Annotated in this window: 20 protein-coding genes; 17 read left to right on the top strand and 3 right to left on the bottom strand. The window is 60.6% G+C overall.

The window, feature by feature from the left end; translation table 11 throughout:
- Nucleotides 1-202: 202 nt before the first annotated feature.
- Nucleotides 203-1,471 (bottom strand): uracil-xanthine permease family protein, encoded by a 1,269-nt coding sequence (locus tag AACX99_RS13600; RefSeq protein ID WP_339412553.1) that lies wholly within the window; start codon nt 1,469-1,471, stop codon nt 203-205.
- 2 nt (nt 1,472-1,473) lie between these two features.
- Complete coding sequence (upp, locus tag AACX99_RS13595) at nt 1,474-2,112, bottom strand: uracil phosphoribosyltransferase (protein ID WP_108487097.1); 639 nt, start codon at nt 2,110-2,112, stop codon at nt 1,474-1,476.
- Between the two features lie 245 nt (nt 2,113-2,357).
- Between upp and AACX99_RS13590 the strand changes: the two genes are divergently transcribed.
- Nucleotides 2,358-2,915, top strand: a complete 558-nt coding sequence (locus tag AACX99_RS13590) for a hypoxanthine-guanine phosphoribosyltransferase (protein ID WP_339412551.1) — start codon at nt 2,358-2,360, stop codon at nt 2,913-2,915.
- Nucleotides 2,916-2,920: 5 nt separating this feature from the next.
- Nucleotides 2,921-3,394 carry a WbuC family cupin fold metalloprotein gene (locus AACX99_RS13585; RefSeq protein ID WP_339412549.1) on the top strand — a complete coding sequence of 158 codons (474 nt, stop codon included), beginning with the start codon at nt 2,921-2,923 and terminating at the stop codon, nt 3,392-3,394.
- Here AACX99_RS13585 and dauA read toward each other — a convergent pair.
- Nucleotides 3,391-5,130, bottom strand: a complete 1,740-nt coding sequence (dauA, locus tag AACX99_RS13580; RefSeq protein WP_339412547.1) for a C4-dicarboxylic acid transporter DauA — start codon at nt 5,128-5,130, stop codon at nt 3,391-3,393. The genes AACX99_RS13585 and dauA overlap by 4 nt on opposite strands.
- A 183-nt stretch (nt 5,131-5,313) precedes the next feature.
- Between dauA and AACX99_RS13575 the strand changes: the two genes are divergently transcribed.
- The 15 genes from AACX99_RS13575 (at nt 5,314) to AACX99_RS13505 (ending at nt 21,211) form a co-directional block, all read left to right on the top strand.
- Nucleotides 5,314-5,601 (top strand): PA4642 family protein, encoded by a 288-nt coding sequence (locus AACX99_RS13575; protein ID WP_339412545.1) that lies wholly within the window; start codon nt 5,314-5,316, stop codon nt 5,599-5,601.
- A gap of 208 nt (nt 5,602-5,809) precedes the next feature.
- The gene (locus tag AACX99_RS13570) at nt 5,810-6,403 is read left to right on the top strand and encodes a TetR/AcrR family transcriptional regulator (RefSeq protein ID WP_339412543.1); all 594 of its coding nucleotides are present in this window, start codon (nt 5,810-5,812) and stop codon (nt 6,401-6,403) included.
- Nucleotides 6,404-6,455: 52 nt separating this feature from the next.
- Nucleotides 6,456-7,565, top strand: a complete 1,110-nt coding sequence (locus AACX99_RS13565) for an NADH:flavin oxidoreductase (protein WP_339412541.1) — start codon at nt 6,456-6,458, stop codon at nt 7,563-7,565.
- Nucleotides 7,566-7,840: 275 nt separating this feature from the next.
- Entirely contained in the window at nt 7,841-8,788 is a 948-nt protein-coding gene (locus tag AACX99_RS13560) for an alpha/beta fold hydrolase (protein ID WP_339412539.1), read from the top strand.
- 166 nt (nt 8,789-8,954) lie between these two features.
- A complete protein-coding gene (locus tag AACX99_RS13555; protein WP_339412537.1) occupies nt 8,955-9,461 on the top strand; it encodes a TRAP transporter small permease subunit in 507 nt (168 codons plus the stop codon).
- Entirely contained in the window at nt 9,461-10,786 is a 1,326-nt protein-coding gene (locus tag AACX99_RS13550) for a TRAP transporter large permease (RefSeq protein ID WP_339412535.1), read from the top strand. The genes AACX99_RS13555 and AACX99_RS13550 overlap by 1 nt, the downstream gene beginning before the upstream one ends.
- A gap of 224 nt (nt 10,787-11,010) precedes the next feature.
- Nucleotides 11,011-12,060 (top strand): TRAP transporter substrate-binding protein, encoded by a 1,050-nt coding sequence (locus AACX99_RS13545; RefSeq protein WP_339412533.1) that lies wholly within the window; start codon nt 11,011-11,013, stop codon nt 12,058-12,060.
- A 283-nt stretch (nt 12,061-12,343) separates the two neighbouring features.
- Complete coding sequence (locus tag AACX99_RS13540) at nt 12,344-13,717, top strand: glutamine synthetase family protein (protein ID WP_339412531.1); 1,374 nt, start codon at nt 12,344-12,346, stop codon at nt 13,715-13,717.
- 186 nt (nt 13,718-13,903) lie between these two features.
- Entirely contained in the window at nt 13,904-15,292 is a 1,389-nt protein-coding gene (locus AACX99_RS13535; protein ID WP_339412529.1) for an aldehyde dehydrogenase family protein, read from the top strand.
- Between the two features lie 7 nt (nt 15,293-15,299).
- Entirely contained in the window at nt 15,300-16,469 is a 1,170-nt protein-coding gene (locus AACX99_RS13530; RefSeq protein WP_339412527.1) for an iron-containing alcohol dehydrogenase, read from the top strand.
- 393 nt (nt 16,470-16,862) lie between these two features.
- Nucleotides 16,863-17,786 carry an ABC transporter ATP-binding protein gene (locus AACX99_RS13525; RefSeq protein ID WP_339412525.1) on the top strand — a complete coding sequence of 308 codons (924 nt, stop codon included), beginning with the start codon at nt 16,863-16,865 and terminating at the stop codon, nt 17,784-17,786.
- Nucleotides 17,783-18,517 (top strand): ABC transporter permease subunit, encoded by a 735-nt coding sequence (locus AACX99_RS13520; protein WP_339412523.1) that lies wholly within the window; start codon nt 17,783-17,785, stop codon nt 18,515-18,517. The genes AACX99_RS13525 and AACX99_RS13520 overlap by 4 nt, the downstream gene beginning before the upstream one ends.
- 8 nt (nt 18,518-18,525) lie before the next feature.
- Nucleotides 18,526-20,361 carry a GldG family protein gene (locus AACX99_RS13515; protein ID WP_339412521.1) on the top strand — a complete coding sequence of 612 codons (1,836 nt, stop codon included), beginning with the start codon at nt 18,526-18,528 and terminating at the stop codon, nt 20,359-20,361.
- Nucleotides 20,362-20,508: 147 nt separating this feature from the next.
- Nucleotides 20,509-20,697: a 4-oxalocrotonate tautomerase gene (locus AACX99_RS13510; RefSeq protein WP_339412519.1), complete on the top strand. Its 189-nt coding sequence runs from the start codon at nt 20,509-20,511 to the stop codon at nt 20,695-20,697.
- Between the two features lie 304 nt (nt 20,698-21,001).
- Nucleotides 21,002-21,211, top strand: coding sequence for a cold-shock protein (locus tag AACX99_RS13505; RefSeq protein ID WP_339412517.1), 210 nt, complete (start codon nt 21,002-21,004; stop codon nt 21,209-21,211).
- Nucleotides 21,212-21,345 lie beyond the last annotated feature (134 nt).

The raw sequence follows: 21,345 nt of genomic DNA, 5'->3' as shown, positions 1-21,345 counted from the left end.
TCCTGCAGCGCCTGGTGAAGCGCGGATTTCTGTTTGGCACTGAGCTGGCTCACCTGGGCCAACCAGCGCTGAAAGGCTTGAGTATCCATGGTGGGCTGACCTCACAAGCGGATGTCTGCCTTAAAGCGTAGTCCTTGCAACACGGTCTTGGGACATAGCCATAAAAAAGCCCCGCAGTGCGGGGCTTTTTACTGGGCGCGGTTTACAGGTCAGGTTCTTCCAGCACTGTCTTGTCGCGCCAGCCGTGGCCGCCCGGCAGGACCAGGTTGAGTACCAGGGCGCAGATGGCGCACAGGGAAATGCCGGAGAGGGCGAAGTCACTGTTGCCGATCATCATGCCGCCGATGCCGAACACCAGGGTTACCGAAACGATGATCAGGTTACGTGCTTCGGACAAATCGACCTGATGGCGAATCAGGGTATTCAGGCCGACCACTGCGATGGAGCCGAACAGCAGGCAGAGAATGCCGCCCATCACCGGTACGGGAATGCTCTGCAGCGCGGTGCCGAACTTGCCGACAAAGGCCAGGCCGATGGCGAAGCAGGCAGCCCAGGTCATGATCTTCGGGTTGTAGTTCTTGGTCAGCATCACCGCGCCGGTGACTTCCGCGTAGGTGGTGTTGGGCGGGCCGCCGAACAGGCCGGCAGCCGAGGTGGCCAGGCCGTCGCCAAGCAGGGTGCGGTGCAGGCCGGGCTTCTTGATAAAGTTCTTGCCGGTTACGCTGCCGATAGCCACTACGCCGCCAATGTGCTCGATGGCCGGAGCCAGGGCGACCGGGACGATATAGAGAATCGCGCCCCAATGCAGTTCCGGGGTTACGAATGCTGGAATCGCCAGCCAAGGTGCGGCCGCAATATTGCTGGTGTCGATCACCCCGCAGAAGGCGGCGACGATGCAGCCAACGATAATCCCCGCCAGGATCGGCACCAGGCGCAGCAGGCCACGGCCCATGGCAGCGACCAGCACGGTAGTGATCAGTGCCGACATGGAAATCAGCATCGCGGTTTCATACGGCACCAGCTGCGCGCTGCCATCACCGGCTTTGCCCATGGCCATGTTCACCGCCACGGGCGAGAGTGCCAGGCCGATGGAAATGATCACCGGCGCAATCACTACCGGCGGCAGCAGGCGGTCGATAAAACCGGCGCCTTTAACCCTTACCACCGCGCTGAGCAGGATATACACCAGGCCGGAAGCGATGATGCCGCCGAGCACGGCCGGCAGGCCGAACTCACCCTTGGCGGCGAGAATCGGTGCGATAAAGGCGAAGCTGGAGGCGAGAAAAACCGGTACCTGGCGACCGGTCACCAGTTGGAACAGCAAGGTGCCGATACCAGCGGTGAACAGTGCAACGTTGGGGTCCATGCCGGTGATCAGCGGCATCAGCACCAGGGCGCCGAACGCTACAAACAGCATCTGCGCGCCGGAAATGCCCTGACGCCAGAGTGGGTCGTTGTATTCGTCCTGCATGCTTATGCGTCCTTCTGTTTGGTGCCGAAGATCTTGTCGCCGGCATCACCGAGGCCGGGAATGATGTAGCCATGTTCGTTCAGGCGCTGATCGATGGAGGCGGTGTAAATGGTCACGTCCGGGTGTGCGTCGTTGACCACCTTGATCCCTTCCGGCGCGGCAACCAGGACCATGGCGCGGATTTCCTTGCAGCCGGCTTTCTTCAGCAGATCGATGGTGGCGACCATCGAGCCTCCGGTAGCCAGCATCGGGTCGATGATCATCGCCAGGCGCTCGTCGATTTCCGGCACCAGTTTTTCCAGGTAGGTGTGCGCTTGCAGCGTTTCCTCGTTGCGCGCCACGCCCACGGCGCTGACCTTGGCGCCCGGGATCAGGCTGAGCACGCCTTCAAGCATGCCGATGCCGGCACGCAGGATCGGCACCACGGTGATCTTCTTGCCGGAGATCTTTTCCACCTGCACGGTGCCGCACCAGCCTTCGATCTCATAGTTTTCCAGGGGCAGATCCTTGGTTGCCTCATAAGTCAGCAGTGCGCCGACTTCCTGGGCCAGCTCACGAAAGTTCTTCGTACTGATATCGGCGCGGCGCATCAGGCCGAGTTTGTGGCGGATCAGCGGGTGGCGGATCTCAAGGATGGGCATAGCGGGGTCTCCGGCTGGACGGGCGTAAAATTGAGTTAGATTAAAGCATTGGCTATGCCAATAGCTGCGTCATCCATGGGTGTTAGCGGTAATTGGCCGGTAAATGTCGTCGATTACGTGCAATTGTCGCAATTGGTCTGCTGGGGCTTGCTCTGTCAGGGGCGGATGCGTACCTTTGCCGGCTTTTATTTTGACGCCTTGATCAGCTTTCTGCTCTGGCCGTCCCACTTCCAAGAGGAAACAGCATGTCCGTCGATCTCGCGCACATCCGCCAAGTTATGGCCGAAGCCGATTGCCTGCACAGCAATGCCGAGGTCGAAGTGGCCATTGAGGCCATGGCCGCCGCCATCAACAACGAGATGACTGACAGCAACCCTGTGGTGTTTTGCGTGATGAATGGCGGGTTGATCTTCTCCGGCAAGCTGCTGCCCAAGCTCAACTTCCCGCTGGAGTTGTCCTACCTGCACGCCACCCGCTACCGCAATGAAACCAGCGGCGGCGAGTTGTTCTGGAAGGCCAAGCCGGAAATTTCCTTTATCGACCGCGACGTGCTGATCATCGACGACATCCTCGATGAAGGGCACACCCTCGGTGCAATCATCGATTTTTGCCGGCATGCCGGTGCCAAGAACGTGCGCATCGCCGTGCTGGTAGACAAAACCCACGACCGCAAAGCGCGTCCTGACCTTAAGGCTGATTACGTCGGCATGTCCTGCGTTGATCGCTATGTGTTTGGCTACGGCATGGACTACAAGGGCTACTGGCGCAATGCGCCGGGCATCTACGCCGTCAAAGGCTTGTAAGGCTGATGGCTGGTCCACGCTTTCTCGATCAGACCCTGTTCGGCACACTGGCCGAGCAAGCGGCGGCCAACCCCCGGCAACGTCAGCACCATAACTTCCACCAGATGGAAGAGCCTTGCCACCGCATGGCGGTGGGGTTGCAACCGGATACTTATATCCCGCCGCATCGCCACCTCTCGGCGGATAAGGCCGAAGCGCTGCTGGTGCTGAAAGGTCGCTTGGGCTTGCTGATCTTCAATGACTCCGGTGAGGTGTTGGATAAGCGTGTGCTGGAGGCGGGCGGTGCCTGCATCGGCGTCGACCTGCCGCCTGGGGTGTTTCACGCCCTGGTGGTGTTGGAAGCCGACAGCATTCTGTTCGAGTGCAAAGCCGGGCCTTACAAGCCTGTAGGTGAGGGCGAGCAGGCCAGCTGGGCACCGCGTGAAGGTGAGCCTGACGTTGCCGACTACCAGGCCTGGATGCGCGCGCAATTTACTTAGCCCGCTGATTCCCCATCGGGCTTTGTTGCTAACCAACGCAACGCTTTCTCCCTGGCTTGGGCCAGGTCGCGTACATAAGCCAGCTGACCTTCAACGCGCACGATGCCGGCGCGGCGTAATTGCAGGCGCACCTGCGGCGTTGGCCCGCTCAGCACCAGGGCGACGTGTTGCTCGCGATAGTCGCGCAGCACATTGTCCAGTGCGGCAATGGCGGTCATATCCAGCAGCGGCACGGCGCTGATATCGACGATCACCACCTTCACCTCAGGGGTAAAGCGCCGCAGCACGCTCAGGGCCTTTTCCGCTGCGCCGAAGAACAGCGGGCCGCGAATGGCGTAGGCCAGCACGTGTTCGGGCAAGTCATTAAGCGCCTGGTGGAAGTGCTTGGGCAGCGCTTCGGTATCGGTCAGGTCGCTCATGCGTTTGATAAACAACCCGGCGGCCAGCAACAGGCCGACGCCCACCGCCAGCACCATATCGAACAGCACGGTGAGAATCAGGCAGGTCAGCAGCACCAGCACATCACTGCGTGGCGCGATACGCAGGGTATGTTGCACGTGCCGCGGCTCGCTCATGTTCCACGCCACTATCAGCAGCAAGGCCGCCAGCGCCGCCATCGGCAGGTAGCTGAACAGGGGCGCGAGAAACAAAATGGCGATCAGCACCACGCCGGCGTGGGCGATGGCGGCCATCGGCGAGTAAGCCCCTGCACGTACATTGGCGGCGCTGCGGGCAATCGCGGCGGTGGCGGTGATCCCGCCGAACAGCGGCGCAACCAGGTTGCCGATGCCCTGGCCGATCAGCTCGCCATTGGGATCGTGCTTGCTGCCGGTCATGCCATCGGCGACCACCGCGCACAGCAGCGACTCGATGGCCCCGAGCATGGCGATGGCAAAGGCCGGGGCCAGCAGTTGGCGGAACAGCTCGAAGCTCACCACCAGCGGCTGGCCATCGGCACCCGGTAAGTGCCAGGGCCAGATAAAGCTCGGCAGAAACGGCGGAATACCCGGATGCTCAACGCCATTCAGGCTATAGCTGAAGCGCTCACCAAGGGTCGCCACGGGAATCTGCAGGCTTTCCAGCAGCAGCCCGAGCAGTGCGCCGACCGTCAGCGCCACCAGATGCCCGGGGATCTTCGGCACCCAGCGCGGCCATATGAGCAGTGTCGCCAGGCACACCAGCGCCACCAGACAGTCACCCAGTTGCAGGCTGGGCAGGGCATGCAGCAGGCCGTTGAGTTGTTCTATGTAGTTGTGCGGCTCGCTGCTCAGGCGCAGGCCGAGTAGATCCTTGATCTGCAGGGTGGCGATGACGATGCCGATACCGGCGGTAAAGCCCAGTGTCACCGGGTAGGGGATAAATTCGATCAAGCGTCCAGCGCGCATCAGCCCGAGGGCAATCAGGATCACCCCGGCCATGAGGGTGCACAGCAGCAGGCCACCGAGGCCGAATTGCTGGGTGATCGGCAGCAGAATCACCACAAAAGCGGCGGTCGGCCCGGAGACGTTAAAGCGCGAACCGCCAAACAGGGCGATCAGCGTGCCCGCCACCAGCACCGTATACAGGCCGTGTTGCGGCGCTACACCGACGGCAATCGCCAGGGCCATGGCCAGCGGAATGGCGATAATGCCCACCGTGACGCCAGCGCTCAGGTCGCTGCGCAGGTTTTTCCAGCCATAGCCGGCGCGCAAAGTCTGGCGCCAGGCGGAGAGCAGCGGCGGTAAGGGCAGCGACATAATGACTCCCGGGTGTCCGGGCGCAGTATAAGGGCGGGGCGCGGTGGTCGGTGTTGACCTAAGTCGGCTGTTACCCATACGTGGCTCGTGTTAGAAGAGTCGGCTGAACTGCTTCCGTTGAGCCATTGCCCGCCCCGGAGGTACACTGCCGGCCCCGTGTGGCCTGGTTAGCTGGAGTGAACGATGCGTAAAGACAAGAAACAGGTGATTGGCGAAGAGATTGGTGACGAGCCGATCAAGCTGTTCCTCAGCGTAGAGCCGGCCGATGCCACGCCGCCGTCGCTGCACAAGCTGGTCAAGGCCTACCGTGGCCTGCGTATCGACGATTTCGAGCGCTTTGTCGGCTTCTTTGTTGCTGCTGGCTACGACCTGAGTGCCAAAGACGAGCAGGGCAATGATTTTGTCGCGTTGATCCAGGACCAGCGTTTTGCCGAGCCTTACATCGAAGTGATCAAAGCCGCTCGCGGCTGATTCAACCCTCCGCCAGGCAGGCCCGTCTGGCTTGGCTCCGCGTTTTGCTCCCAGCAGAACGCAGCGCTCCATTCTGTTGTTGCTGCACAGCTATCGCGGACATGGTAGCCAGCCCTGCTCAGGCAATTACCCGCTGTGCTTCTTACCTGTAATCACGCAAATCAATAGTGCTGGGCTAGGCGAGACGACCGGTCATATTCTTGCCGGCATGAACACCAGCATTCGACTCGACAAGCGTGACCTGATCCTCGCCAAAGGCGCCGAGGTGATGACCCGTCGTGGTTATCACGGCGCTGGCGTGCAGGAAATCGTCCAGGCGGCGGGGGTGCCGAAAGGCTCCTTCTACCACTACTTTGCGAGCAAGGAAGACTTTGCCCTGCAGGCGCTGCAGCAGGTCTATCAGCCGCGCCTGGCGCGTTATGCCGAAGCCTTGGCCAATCCTGCATTGAGCCCGCGCGAGCGCATCCTCGGTTATTACGCCGAGCTGGTGGAGCACTTCGCTCGCCAGGAACGTCTGGAATACCACTGCTTTATTGGCAGCCTGAGTTTCGAGATGGCCGAGCTCTCACCGACTCTGGGCGCGCAGGTCGATGCGATTCTGCAGGCCTCTGCGGACACCCTGCAGGCTTGCCTAGAACAGGCGCAGGCCGCCGGCGAGCTGTCTGTCGATGAGGATTGCCGCAACCTGGCGAGCTTTATCGCCAATGCCTGGCAAGGCGCGCTGACCCGGCTCAAGGTGGCGAACAACACCCGCGCCCTGACTGACTTTATCCAACGCCTGCAACTGCTGTTGCGGGTCTGAATACAAGCCCCTTTAACCAGTTGCGGCGCTCTGGCCGCCCCGAGGAATGATGATGACCGATCCCGTTAAAGCGCTGTTTCAACCCTTTAGCCTGGGCAACCTGGAGCTGCCGACCCGTGTGGTCATGGCGCCGATGACGCGCTCCTTCTCCCCGGGCGGCGTACCGAACAGCAAGGTCATCGAGTACTACCGTCGCCGTGCTGCAGCTGGCGTTGGCCTGATCGTTACCGAAGGCACCACCGTCGGTCACAAGGCATCCAACGGTTACCCGAACGTACCGCGTTTCTACGGTGAAGATGCTCTGGCTGGTTGGAAGAAAGTGGTAGATGCGGTGCACGCTGAAGGCGGCAAGATCGTTCCGCAGCTGTGGCACGTGGGCAATGTGCGCAAGCTGGGCACCGAGCCGGACGCCAGCGTTCCAGGCTACGGCCCGAGCGAGAAAGTAAAAGAAGGCAACGTGGTTGTGCACGGCATGACCCAGGACGACATCAAGGAAGTGATCGCCGCCTTCGCCCAGGCCGCCAAGGATGCCAAAGCCATCGGCATGGACGGTGTGGAAATCCACGGTGCCCACGGCTATCTGGTCGACCAGTTTTTCTGGGCTGGCAGCAACCAGCGTAGCGACGAATACGGCGGTGACCTGGCGCAGCGCTCGCGCTTTGCCATCGAACTGATCCAGGCTGTACGCGCCGCCGTCGGCCCGGAGTTCCCGATCATCTTCCGTTTCTCGCAGTGGAAGCAGCAGGACTACAGCGCCCGTCTGGTGGAAACGCCAGAAGCTCTGGAGGCCTTCCTTAAGCCGCTGGCCGATGCCGGCGTGGATATCTTCCACTGCTCGACCCGCCGCTTCTGGGAGCCTGAATTCGACGGCTCCGAGCTGAACCTGGCTGGCTGGACGCGCAAGCTCACCGGCAAACCAACCATCACCGTCGGCAGCGTTGGCCTGGACGGCGAGTTCCTCCAGTTTATGGTCAATACCGACAAGGTGGCTCAGCCGGCTAGCCTGGAAAACCTGCTGGAGCGCCTGAGCAAGCAGGAGTTCGATCTGGTTGCCGTAGGTCGCGCACTGCTGGTCGACCCGGACTGGGCGGTAAAAGTACGCGATGGCCGCGAGCAGGACATCCTGCCGTTTAGTCGTGATGCGTTGACCAGCCTGGTTTAACAACCTACTCGGATCTGCGGCGTCGCGAGATCCGCAACAGGCTCTAAATACCCGTTTTATCGTGTGCGTCGCAAAACGGCGCAACACTCCTCAAGCCCCGGCACATCGGGGCTTTTTTTCGTCTTTTTAACGGGCAACCTGTAGGCGCGGGCCATGGCCGCGAAGCCCATATCGCGGCCATGGGCCGCTCCTACGACCGGATGGTGCACAACGGTCACAGGCAAGCTGCGAGTCGTTGACTAGTATTGCCAGTGCCCCGTCATCAGGTACCGACTATGAAGCGTGCTGTGCAGATATCCGTATCCCTTGTCCTGTTGCTGCTGATCAGCCTGGCCGCTGCGGTCGCCTGGAACTGGGCGCCGGATCGCCCCGTAGCGGAGCTCAAGCCGCGCTGGGCCATGCCGCCATCCGAGTTTCTGGCCATCGACGGCATGTTGGTGCACCTGCGTGATCAGGGCCCACGGGATGACCCTGCGCCGATTGTGCTGCTGCATGGCACCTCGGCCAGCCTGCACACCTGGGAAGGCTGGGTGGCAGCGTTGCAGGCTAAGCGTCGGGTGATCAGCCTCGATCTGCCCGGCTTCGGCCTGACCGGGCCATTCCCCGATGGCGATTACCGCATGGCTCACTACAGCGCCTTCCTCGGCCATGTGTTGGACCAGCTGCAGGTGCCGCGCGCGGTGGTGGCGGGTAACAGTTTTGGCGGGCAACTGGCCTGGCAATTTGCCCTGGACCATCCGCAGCGCGTCGAGCGCCTGGTGTTGGTGGATGCCGCCGGTTACCCGCGCAATGCCACCTCCATGCCCATCGGTTTTCGCCTGGCGCAGATTCCTGCGCTGGCGCCGCTGATGGCCAACCTGCTGCCCCGGCAGATGATCGAGGCGAGCATTCGCAACGTCTATGGCGACCCGGATAAGGTCAGCGATGAACTGATCGACCGCTACTACGAACTGACCTTGCGCGCCGGCAATCGTGAAGCCTTGCGTCAGCGCTTTATCCAGGCCGAAGCGGGGCAGAGCTACACCCGTATCGCCGAACTCAAGGTGCCGACGCTGATTATCTGGGGTGGTCGCGATGAGTTGATTCCGCCGGTCAATGCCGAGCGCTTCAAGCGCGATATCAAGGGTAGCCGTCTGGTGTTGTTTGACGAGCTGGGCCATGTGCCCCAAGAAGAGGACCCCGAACGCACCGTGGCGGTGCTGATGGGCTTTCTAGAGGGCTAGCTGGGCGTTACGGCAGCTTTTTGTACCGCACTAAGCTGCTGATATTTCGAGAGAGATTGCCTGCCTAAAAGAGCTGGCGTGCTTTGTGCTACCTCAGCTTGCGCTGATTGGCTTTGGCCAATCTTGGTCTAGGCTCTCGGAATAACAATTATTCGGCAGGTGCAGTATGCCCAAGGCCATCAGGCTGTTTGTGCACGCAGTGGAGGCGCTAAACCGCGTTGTCGGGCGCTTCGCCATGTACCTGATCTTCGCCATTCTCGGCGTGCTGCTGTACTCCTCAATCAGCAAGACCTTCTTTATGCCGGCCGCCTGGACGCTGGAGTCGGCGCAGTTTCTGATGGTTGCCTACTTCCTGCTTGGCGGCGCCTATTCGATGCAGCTTGATGCCCATGTGCGCATGGATTTGTTCTACAGCCGATGGTCGCCACGGGCCCGCGCGATCATCGATGCGATCACCATCGGCTTTCTGATTTTCTATCTGGTGCTGCTGCTTTACGGCGGTATTTCTTCGACCCAGTACGCCCTTGAATACAGCGAAACCAGCTACTCGGCCTGGTCGCCCCCCATGGCCCCGATCAAGATCATCATGTGCATCGGCATCGCCCTGATGTTGCTGCAGGCTATCGCCACCCTGTTCAAGGACATCGCCGCCGCGCGGGGGGAAACGCTGTAATGGATTACGAGCTGATAGCCCTGCTGATGTTCTCCTCGATGATGTTGTTGCTGCTCACTGGCAAGCGGGTATTTGGCGCGATTGGTTTTGTCGCAGTGGCGGCGGCGCTGATGCTTTGGGGTGATGGCGGTTCGGAGGTGGCCTTCAGCGCTGCCATGAAGTTGATGAAGTGGTATCCGCTGCTGACTCTGCCGCTGTTCGTATTTATGGGCTACATGCTCTCCGAGTCGGGGTTGGCCGAAGACCTCTACAAAATGTTCCACGTCTGGATGGGCCCGCTCAATGGCGGCCTGGCCGTCGGCACCATCGGTTTGATGGTGGCGATCTCGGCGATGAATGGGCTGAGCGTGGCAGGCATGGCTATCGGTGCGAGCATTGCTTTGCCGGAGTTGTTGCGTCGTGGCTACGACAAGATCATGGTCACCGGGGTGATCCAGGCAGGCAGCTCCCTCGGGATTTTGATTCCGCCAAGCGTGGTGCTGGTGCTGTACGGCATGATCGCCCGCCAGCCGGTTGGCCAACTGTGGTTGGCTGGGGTGTTTCCCGGTCTGCTGATGGCCGGGCTGTTTATCCTCTATATCGCCGTGCGTTGCCGTTTGCAGCCAGAACTAGGGCCGGCCTTATCTGCAGAGGAGCGCGGGCAGATCAGCCGACGCGAGAAACTACTGCTACTCAAGGCTGGGATTGCGCCGCTGTTTATCTTCTTCTGCATGACCGGGCTGTTTCTGATGGGTATTACCAGCCTGGTGGAAAGCTCGGCGGTAGGCGCTGCTGCGGCAACCCTGATGGCGTTGGTCAAGGGCCGTTTGACCCGCAGCGTGATGGAAGAAACCCTGCGCAAGACCCTCGGCATCAGCTGCATGTTTATGTGGATCATCCTCGCCGCGCTGTGCTTCGGCGCGGTGTTTGACGGCCTTGGAGCGGTCAAGGCAATTGAGGCGTTCTTCCTCGAAAGCCTCGGACTGGGGCCCTGGCAGGTGCTGATCCTGATGCAGCTGTCGTTCATCATCATGGGCATGTTCCTAGATGACACCGCGATGCTGGTGATCGTCGCCCCTTTGTATATTCCGCTGGTCGGTGCTCTGGGCTTCGACCTGGTCTGGTATGGCGTGCTCTACACCATCACCTGCCAGATCGCCTATATGACTCCGCCCTTCGGCTACAACCTGTTCCTGATGCGCGCCATGGCTCCGCCGGAAGTCTCACTGCGTGACATCTACGTCTCGGTTACCCCATTCGTGCTGATCATGGTGCTGGCCTTGGTGCTGGTCATGGTCTTCCCGCAGATCGCCCTGTGGTTGCCACAGTGGCATTACGGCGCATAAGCACATGAATTTCAGCTGTAGGCCAGCGCAGTTGTACCTATAGAAGCCAGTGAGAATTACCGCGGCGTGTGGCGCTTATGCCGTCCGCAATCCTCAAGGGCTTTGTCGCAATCAGGTACAGCTTGCCCCTCTGAAAACCCTGCCAGTGCCCCGTGGGTCAGGCAGTGCGGTTGTATGCCATCTGAATCGTCACGATCTGAATCGACACGTCTGGAGATAACAGCATGAGTACGAGACGCAGTTTTCTGAAAACCGCCGCGGTGGCTACCGGGGCAGCAGGGGCAACGGCATTGGGCCCGGCGCATATCTACGCCGCCGAACCAAAGAAAATCGTTTGGCGCCTGCAGACCTATGCCGGCGCGGCATTGGGCGAGCATGTGATCAAGCCATCCATCGATGCCTTCAATAAGGCCGCCAATGGCGAGATGGAAATCCAGCTGTATTACGCCGATCAGTTGGTGCCGACTGGCGAGTTGTTCCGCGCCATGCAGAAGGGCACCATCGATGCTGTGCAGAGCGATGACGATTCCATCGCCGCGCCCGTGGATATTTCGGTATTCGGTGGCTATTTTCCGTTTGCCACCCGTTACAGCCTGGATGTACCGGTACTGTTCGAAAAGTATGGCCTCAACGAAATCTGGGCCGAGGCCTACGGTGAGGTTAAAGGCGTGACTTGGCTCGGCGCCGGCGCCTGGGACCCTTGCCACTTCGCCACGGTGGAGCCGATTACCAAGCTTGAGCACCTCAAGGGCAAGCGCATCTTCACCTTCCCCACTGCCGGCAAATTTCTCTCCCGCTTTGGGGTGATCCCGGTAACCCTGCCTTGGGAAGACGTTGAAGTGGCCATGCAGACCGGCGAGCTGGACGGCATTGCCTGGTCCGGCATCACCGAGGACTACACCGTCGGCTGGGCCAACGTGACCAAATACTTCCTCACCAACAACATTTCCGGTGCTTGGTGCGGCTCTTACTTCGCCAACTCGGATCGTTGGGCCGAGGTGCCTGAACATCTGAAAACCCTGTTCAAGCTGTGCATGGACAGCTCTAACTACTACCGCCAACACTGGTACTGGGGAGGGGAGGCGCAACTGCGGGTCGAAGGCGGAAAGCTGCAGCTGACCTCCATCCCGGCCGAAGAATGGGCCACGGTGGAAGCCGAGGCGCTGAAGTTCTGGGACGAAATCGCCAAAACCAGCCCGCGCTGCGCCCGCGTGGTGGAGATCTTCAAAAAGTACAACGCCCTGATGGCCAAGGCTGGCGCGCCCTATCGTTGAGCGCGTTAAGCCGCCTGCAAAACCACGCCCGCGCCATCAATCGCGGGCGTTTTGCTGCGTGCAGCGCGGCAGCTATGGCAAACAGCAGATATTTCCTGGATCAGCCAGCCAACTTCCCAATCCTGTACCACACTGAACAGGCTTTTTGCCGGGTGTTCTAACAGGCGTTGGGTGGTAGTCAGAGCGCGTTATGCGGGTGTTGTGGGGATGCGCTTGAGACTCTGTTGTTGCCCCCGGATGTCGGCCATAACGACAGTCATAACAACAAGAGACAGGTGCATTTATGCTCAATCCGCGAGACGTGAAAACCGTTCAGGATGCCAAGCGCATTGTCGAAGAGCGGGGCCTTAGCCATATCAAGGTCGGGGTGTTTGATAACGATGGGGTGATGCGCGGCAAATACCTCAGCCGCAGCAAGTTCTTCTCTGCCCTCGACAGCGGCTTTGCTTTCTGCGATGTGGTGCTCGGCTGGGACGTAAAGGACCAGCTCTACGACAACGCTCAATACACCGGCTGGCACACGGGCTACCCGGACGCGCCGGTGCGGGTGTTGCCGCACACCTGCCGCGACCTGCCGTTCGAGAATGGCATGCTGCTGTTTATCTGCGAGTTTGCCGAGGCGGCGGAAAAGGTCTGTCCGCGCGGCACCCTGCGCCGTGTGGTGGAGCGCTGCAAGGCCATGGGCTTCGATGCCTTTGCCGCCCTTGAATATGAGTTCTTTATGTTCGATGAAACCCCGGAATCGGCGCGGGCCAAGGGTTTTCGTGACCTCAAACCGTTCACCCCGGACTGGTTCGGCTACTCGATGATCCGCAACTCGGTGCACGCCGAGCTGTACCACGAAATTCTGGAGATGGCCGAGCGCATGGACTTCCCCATCGAAGGCCTGCACACCGAAACTGGCCCTGGCGTGCTGGAGGCGGCGATTGCCTATGACCGCGCCGAAGATGCGGCGGACAAGGGCGCGCTGTTCAAGACATTTATGAAGGTGCTGGCCCAGCGCAACGGTCTGATGGCCACCTTTATGGCCAAGTGGTCGGGCAAGTATCCGGGGCAGAGCGGGCATATCCATGTTTCGCTGCGCGATCTGGCCAGCGGCAAGTCGGCGTTTCATGACCCCAACCAGGCGCACAATATGAGCACGATTCAGCGCCATTTTCTCGCCGGACAGCAGCGCCTGATGCCGGAGTTCCTCTGCATGGTCGCGCCTACGCTGAACAGTTATCGGCGAATGATCCCCGGCTTTTGGGCACCCACCGATGCCACCTGGGGCGTGGAAAACCGCACCGCTGCGTTGCGGGTGATTCCTGGCAGCGACAAATCTCAGCGCCAGGAATATCGCCTGGGGGCGGCCGATGGCAATCCGTTTTTGGCGCTGTCGGTGGCGCTTGGCTCCGGCCTGTACGGGGTGATGCAGCAGTGGGAGCCCACCGAGCCGGTTGTGGGTAACGCCTACGCCATGAAACACCCGGAAGAACTGGCTCTGCCTCGAACCCTATGGGATGCCGCGCAACGGCTGAAAGGCTCGACCGCAGCGCGCGAGTTGTTCGGCGATGAGTTTGTCGAGCACTTCGCCGCCAGCCGCGAGTGGGAAGAGCGCGAATACCGCCGGCATGTCAGCGACTGGGAGCTGGATCGCTACTTCGAAATTATCTGATGCCCTGCTTTGCCGCAGGTGCCAATAGACACAGGGGCTAGAGGTGCTGGGTAGGGTGGATGACGCGGTTTTCATCCACCAGCGTATGGGTGGATGGGTAAAGCGCCATTCACCCTACGAGACCCAGGCTTGTAGAGTCACAGCAGACTTACCTGTTGTTCGCGACAGAATTCTAAGGTGCAAGCAATGAGCAAACTGCAATGCATATCGCCCATCGACGGTTCGGTTTATGTCGAGCGTCGTTTGGCCTCAAACCCAGAAATTCAGGCGGCCTTGGCCAAGGCCGAGCTGGCGCAGCAGGCCTGGAAGAACACCCCGTTGGCCGAGCGTATCGCCATCGCTCGCAAGGCGATTAGCGCCTTCGCCGCCAAGGAAACCCAGCTGGCCGAAGAGCTGTGCTGGATGATGGGCCGGCCGATCCGCTATGCCGCAGGCGAGGTGCGCGGTTTTGTCGAGCGTGCCAGCTGTATGGCGGATATCGCCGAACAGGCCCTGGCCGATATCAAGGTGCCGGAAAAGCCCGGTTTTATTCGCTTTATCCGCCGCGAACCGTTGGGTGTGGCCCTGGTTATCGCGCCGTGGAACTACCCCTACCTGACGGCGGTAAACGCGGTGATGCCGGCGCTGCTGGCGGGCAATGCGGTGCTGCTCAAGCACTCCGCGCAAACACCTTTGTGCGCCGAGCGCATGGTCGAAGCTTTTAACGAAGCCGGCTTGCCGGACGGGGTGTTCCAGTACCTGCACCTGAGCCACGGTGAAACCGAGGCGCTGATTCAGGCGCCGAGCATCAATCATGTGGCCTTCACCGGTTCTGTGCCCGGCGGCACCATGGTTGAACGGGTAGCGGTAGGGCGCTTTCTCAGCATCGGTCTGGAACTGGGCGGTAAGGATCCGGCCTATGTACGGGCCGATGCCGACCTGGCCCACGCGGTAGAAACCACAATCGATGGAGCATTCTTCAACTCCGGGCAATCCTGCTGCGGCATCGAGCGCATCTACGTGCACGAGTCTCTGTACGACGCCTTTGTCGAAAAGGCAGTGGCGCTGGTGAAACAGTACAAGCTGGGCCGCTCCGATGACCCGGATACCACCCTCGGCCCGTTGGTACGTGCCGAGGCGGCGGACTTCGTTCGTGGGCAGATCCACGACGCTATCGAGCGGGGCGCCACGGCCCATCTGGTGCCCGCCGACTTTGCCCTGGACCATCCTGGCTCGCAGTACTTGGCGCCTCAGGTGCTGACCAATGTGCATCACGGCATGCGCGTGATGACCGAGGAGTCCTTTGGCCCGGTGGTGGGCATCCAAAAGGTCAAGGATGACGAAGAAGCCCTGGCGCTGATGAATGACAGCGAGTTCGGCTTGACTGCTGCGATCTTCAGCCGTGATGTAAACGCCGCCATGGCTCTGGCCGAGCGGGTGGAGGCGGGGACGGTGTTTCTCAACCGCTGTGACTACCTCGACCCGGCGCTGGCCTGGACCGGGGTGAAAAACTCCGGACGCGGCTGCACCCTGTCCAGTGTCGGCTTCGAGCACGTGACCCGGCCGAAATCCTTTCACTTCAAGACTCAGTTATGAGGCGCCCATGGACCTGAATCACTACCGCATGAACTGGAATTACCCGACCTCGGTGCGTGTCGGCGTTGGCCGTGTCAGCGAATTGCCTGCGGCCTGCCGGCAATTGGGCATGAGTGCACCGCTGCTGGTCACCGACCCTGGCCTGGCTGCCTTGCCAATGATTGACCGCGCGTTGCTGCATTGTCGCGATGATGGCCTCAAGGCTGGGTTGTTCCATGGCATCAAGGGCAATCCCACCGGGCAGAACGTGATGGACGGTGTGGCGGCATTCAAGGCCGGCAAGCATGACGGGGTGATTGCCTTTGGCGGCGGCTCGGCACTGGATGCCGGCAAGGCGATTGCCCTGATGGTTGGGCAGAATCGCCCGCTGTGGGATTTCGAGGACATCGGCGATAACTGCAACCGTGTCAACGTCGCCGGCATGGCCCCGGTGGTGGCGGTGCCGACTACTGCCGGCACTGGTTCGGAAGTCGGCCGCGCCTCGGTAATCACCGATGACGCGGTGCATATCAAACGCATCATCTTTCACGCGCGTATGCTGCCGGCGCTGGTGATCCTCGACCCCGAGCTGACCCTCGGCCTGCCGGCCAAGATTACCGCGGCCACCGGCATGGATGCGCTGTCACACAACCTGGAAGCGTTCTGTTCGCCGCTGTTTCACCCTATGGCCGAAGGCATTGCCTTGGAAGGCATGCGACTGGTGCAGGAGTATTTGCCGCGCGCGGTGGCGCAGGGCAGTGATGTGGAAGCGCGCTTGCAGATGCTGGTGGCTTCCAGCATGGGCGCGACCGCATTCCAGCGAGGCCTCGGTGCCATGCATGCCCTGGCCCATCCGCTCGGTGCGCTGTACGACGCGCACCATGGCCTGCTCAATGCGGTGCTGATGCCCTATGTGCTGGTGGCCAACCGCGAACGTATCGAACCACAAATGGAGAAAATGGCGCGTTACCTGAATCTGGGCAAACCCGGCTTTACAGGTGTGCTGGAGTGGGTGATGGCGCTGCGTGAGCAGGTGGGTATCCCACATAGTCTGGGCGAGATCGGTATTGATGACGCGCGCATCGAGCAGGTCGGGCAGATGGCCGAGGTCGATCCCTCTGCCGGCACCAACCCGATTGCCTTTACCGCTGCGCAATACAGTCAGCTTTTCGAGAAAGCCCTGCGCGGCACTCTGTAGAGCCAGCCCAAGATCTGCTGCGCGTCGGCCATGCTGCGTTGAAAACAGGCTCGGACGGTGGCTTGCTACCGAACGGCCTTTAGGCCGGCCCGAAGGGCGAGCGGAGCGAGTAATGCTCATGTACAACAGTACACTCCGCTTCCTCGCCTGTTTGACCAGCCGAAGGCTGTTACTAACGTAGCGCCTTGCACGGCTCTAGCTCGCGAGATCTTGAGCAGACTCTAAATTGCTCTATTAATTGTTCTGCTGCGCTGTAGCGAACAGATACATGACTCCCCGGTTCTTGGCTTGCGCTGCCTGCGCGTGACTCCTTATAGTCCGCCGGCACTTAAGCGCCCGGCTTGCGTCAGTACCGGCTGCAAGCAGGGCCTGTTACCGCAATGGTGAGAGGCCATGATAGAAATAAAAAACCTAACCAAGCGTTTTGCTCAGCACACAGCTGTCGACGACCTGTCCTTCAGCGTTCAGCCCGGTGAAGTGCTGGGCTTTCTCGGCCCTAATGGCGCCGGCAAATCCACCACCATGAAGATGCTCACCGGTTTTCTTGCGCCGACGTCGGGCAGCGCCAGCATTCTCGGTTTCGATATCCAGAAAGACACCCTCAAAGCCCAGCGGCAGATCGGTTATCTGCCCGAAGGCGCGCCGTGCTACGGCGATATGACGGTGCGCAGCTTCCTCGAATTTATTGCCGAGGTGCGCGGTTTCAAGGGGGCCGAGAAACGTGAGCGGGTGGCCAAGGCGGTCGCTCAGGTCGAACTGGAAGCCGTGCTGGAGCAGTCGATCGAAACCCTGTCGAAAGGCTTTAAGCGCCGCGTCGGTTTGGCCCAGGCGATTCTGCATGATCCCAAGGTGCTGATCCTTGACGAGCCCACCGATGGCCTCGATCCGAATCAGAAGCATCAGGTGCGCAAGCTGATCCAGAGCCTGGCCTACGACAAGATCGTGATCATCTCCACCCATATTCTCGAAGAGGTCTCGGCCGTGTGCACCCGTGCGGTGGTCATCGCCCACGGTAAGCTGCTGGCCGATGGCACGCCGCTGGAGCTGGAAAGCCGCTCGCGTTACCACCAGGCGGTCACCTTGGTGGCCGCTGAACCGCTTGATCTGACCGCGCTGGCTGCCTTGCCGGGCGTGGCCGGGGTGGAAGAAAACGCCCTAGAACACAGCCTGAGCATCCTGGCCAAACCAGGCGAGGTGATCTTTCCGCAGGTCAATGCGCTGATCGCCGAGCGCGGTTGGCAGGTGCGTGAATTGAATGTTGAACGCGGGCGGCTGGACGAAGTGTTCCGCAGCCTGACCCGTGGGGAGGTGGTATGAGTCAGCTGTCGGTGGTTTTCAAACGCGAGCTGGCGAGCTACTTCGCCACGCCGCTGGCCTACGTGTTTATCCTGATTTTTCTGGTGCTGTCCGGGGTTTTCACCTTCTACATGGGCGGTTTCTTCGAGAGTGGCCAGGCGAATCTCGTGGCCTTCTTCAACTTTCACCCCTGGCTCTATCTGTTTCTGGTGCCGGCGATTGCCATGCGCCTGTGGGCCGAGGAGCGCAAGAGCGGCACCATCGAATTGCTGATGACGCTGCCCATCACCCGTTTTGATGCAGTCACCGGTAAGTTCCTCGCCGCCTGGGCCTTTGCCGGCCTGGCGCTGCTGCTGACCTTCCCGATGATCATCACCGTCAACTACCTCGGTGAGCCGGATAACGGCGCGATCATCACCGGCTATATCGGCAGCTGGCTGCTGGCGGGGGCTTATCTAGCGATTGGCTCGTGCATGTCGGCGCTGGCAAAGAACCAGGTGATCGCCTTTATCCTGGCGGTCAGCGTGTGCTTTCTGTTTATCGTCAGCGGCTTTCCCATGGTGCTCGACGGGTTCAATGGCTGGGCGCCGCAATGGCTGGTGGATGCGGTGGCTTCGTTGAGCTTCCTGACCCGTTTCGATGCGATCAGCAAGGGCGTGATCGATTTGCGCGACTTGCTGTATTTCCTCACCCTGATCGCCGCCTGGTTGGCTGCGACGGCGGTGGTTATCGACCTGAAGAAAGCTGACTGAGGCCGCCCATGAAAAAGCTGATGGTTTCCAGCGCCGGGCTCGCACTCATTGCCCTGGCGTTTCTCGCCTTTAACCTGTTCTCCAGCGTCAGCCTCAGTGGCGTGCGTCTGGATCTGACCGAGCAGAAGCTCTACACCCTATCAAGCGGCACCGAGCAGATTCTGGCCGAGCTGGACGAGCCGGTGGAGCTGAACTTCTTCTACTCCGATACCGCCACCAAGGACCTGCCGGCGCTGCGCACCTACGCCAAGCGCGTTGAGGAAATGCTCAAGGCCTACCAACGCGAGGCCGGTGACAAACTCAAACTGACGATCATCGATCCGGCGCCATTCTCCGAGGATGAAGACAAGGCCGCCGAATTCGGCCTGCAGGGCATTCCGCTGCAGCAGGGCGGCGACTCGATCTACTTCGGCCTGGCCGGCAAAAATGCCGAAGGCCAGACCCAGGTGATCCCGTTCTTCGCCCTGGATCAGGAAGAGTTTCTTGAATACGAACTCAGCCGTCTGGTGCAGAACCTGGCCAAGCCTGAGCGGCCGGTGGTCGGCGTACTCGCCGGTCTGCAGGTCAACGGCGGCTTCGACATGGCCGCGCGGCAGCCGACGCCGGCCTGGATGCTGATCGAGGAAATTCGCCAGCTGTTCCAGATCGAAAGCCTCAAGCGCGATGTCGACCTGATCCCGGAGAACGTCTCGGTGCTGCTGCTGATTCACCCCAAGCAGCTGCCGGAACAGACCCTCTACGCCATTGACCAGTTCGTCCTGCGCGGCGGCAAGTTGCTGACCTTTGTCGACCCGTTCAGCGAGGCCGATACCCAGGCCGAAATGCCCGGCGAAATGGTGGTCGACAAAGCCTCCGATCTGCCGAAGCTGTTCAAGGCCTGGGGCCTGCGCATGGTGCCGGACCAGGTGCTTGGTGATGGCTCCTACGCCATGTCGGTCAGCATGGGCCAGGGCCAACGCCCGGTGCGTCATGCCGCCTGGCTGACGCTGCCCAAGCGTGCCCTGGATGCTGAGGACATCAGCACTGCCTCGCTGGAAACCGTCACGGTTGCCACCGCCGGTATTCTCGAACCGCTGGAAGGCGCGAAGACCAGCTTTACCCCGTTGATCCGCAGCTCGCAGTACGCCATGCCGTTTGATGCCAAACGCTTCGGCATGCTGGCCAACCCGGAAGAGCTGATCCGCGAGCTGGAACCCACCGGTGAGCGCTACACCCTGGCTGCGCGCATCAGCGGCCCGGCGCAAACGGCCTTCCCTGAAGGCATCGAAGGGCAGAAGGATGGCCTCAAACAAGCCGACAACATCAACGTGATTGTGGTGGCGGACACCGACATGCTCACCGACCGCATGTGGGTGCAGGTGCAGGACTTCTTCGGCCAGCGTATTCCGCAGCCGTGGGCAGACAACGCCGGTTTCGCGATCAACGCCTTGGACAACCTGGCCGGCTCCGAAGCGCTGATCAGCGTGCGTTCGCGCGGTCGCTTTACCCGGCCGTTCGAGGTGGTGGACGTCATACAGCGTGAAGCCGAGGTCAAGTTCCGCGAGAAGGAACAGGCCCTGCAAACCCAACTGGCTGAAACCGAGCAAAAGCTGGCAGCGCTGCAGCGCAGCGATGATCCGAGCAAAGCCTTGGAATTGACGCCCGAGCAGCAGGCTGCGGTGCAGCAGTTTGTGCAGCAGAAACTGGCGATCCGCAAGGAACTGCGCGATGTACGCTATCAACTGAATGCCGATATCGAGGCGCTGGGCAGTAAGCTCAAGTTCCTCAATATCGCCCTGGTGCCGTTGCTGCTGACCCTCGGCGTGCTGGCGCTGTGGTTGTGGCGTCGGCGCCGTCACGGCTGATCCCGTCTGTACCTGCAAAGGGCCGCTTGATGCGGCCCTTTGTTTTTCTGTCGTCCCGGTCAGATAATGCCCGCGCGCATAGGCGCCAAGCGGATCGCCGTGACCGATCTAACCCGTCCTGTTTCACCTGTTATGAGGATTAATTAGATGCCAACCCTCCTGGTCAAAATATTCGAAGGTCGCTGCGATGAAATCAAACGCGAGTACGCCAAAGCCCTGACCGACGCCTCGACCAAAGTGCTCGGCTGCGATGCCAGCGCGGTTGATGTGATCTTCGAGGAAGTGAAAAAGGGCGACTGGGCCACCGGTGGCGTGATGTGGTCTGAGCGCGATTAAACAAGCTGTCGCCATCGACGTAGGATGGGGCGGGCCGCGTAGGTTGAGCGTAGCGACACCCATGCTATTCTGGCTTTTGCGATGGGTTACGCCGCTGCGCGGCTAACCCATCCTACGTCTGCAATCTTGCACAATCCCAGCCCGTAAATATCGCTGCATAGCTTGTCCTGTATGGCCTGTAGCCTGCCGGCAAAAAGTCCTTTTCAGTCATAAACGCTGTTTTATACTCGGCCTTCGGTGATGGCCGGGCACGCGCCCGCAGGCTGCGCCAAACAATAAAAACTGCATGCTGGAGACACAGATAATGGCTGAGCGCGAGACAGGCACCGTCAAGTGGTTCAATGATTCCAAGGGCTATGGCTTTATTCAGCGCGAGAGCGGCGCGGATGTATTCGTGCATTTCCGCGCCATCCGTGGCGAAGGCCATCGCACCCTGCTCGAAGGGCAGAAGGTCGAGTTCGCCGTCACCCAGGGGCAGAAGGGTTTGCAGGCTGATGATGTCGACGCTGTTTGAGAACCTATTTACGATCTGCTGCGCATCGGCCCTGCTGCGATGAAAACCAGGCTCGGAATGCTCATTTACACCAGTAAATTCCGCTTCCTCGCCTGTTTTCGCCTTGCATAGCTCTAGCTCGCGAGATCGTAAAC

Origin of the sequence: Pseudomonas sp. EA_35y_Pfl2_R5 (assembly GCF_963970805.1) — a bacterium.
GTDB lineage: Bacteria > Pseudomonadota > Gammaproteobacteria > Pseudomonadales > Pseudomonadaceae > Aquipseudomonas.
This window is presented reverse-complemented; position numbering and strand designations above follow the sequence as displayed.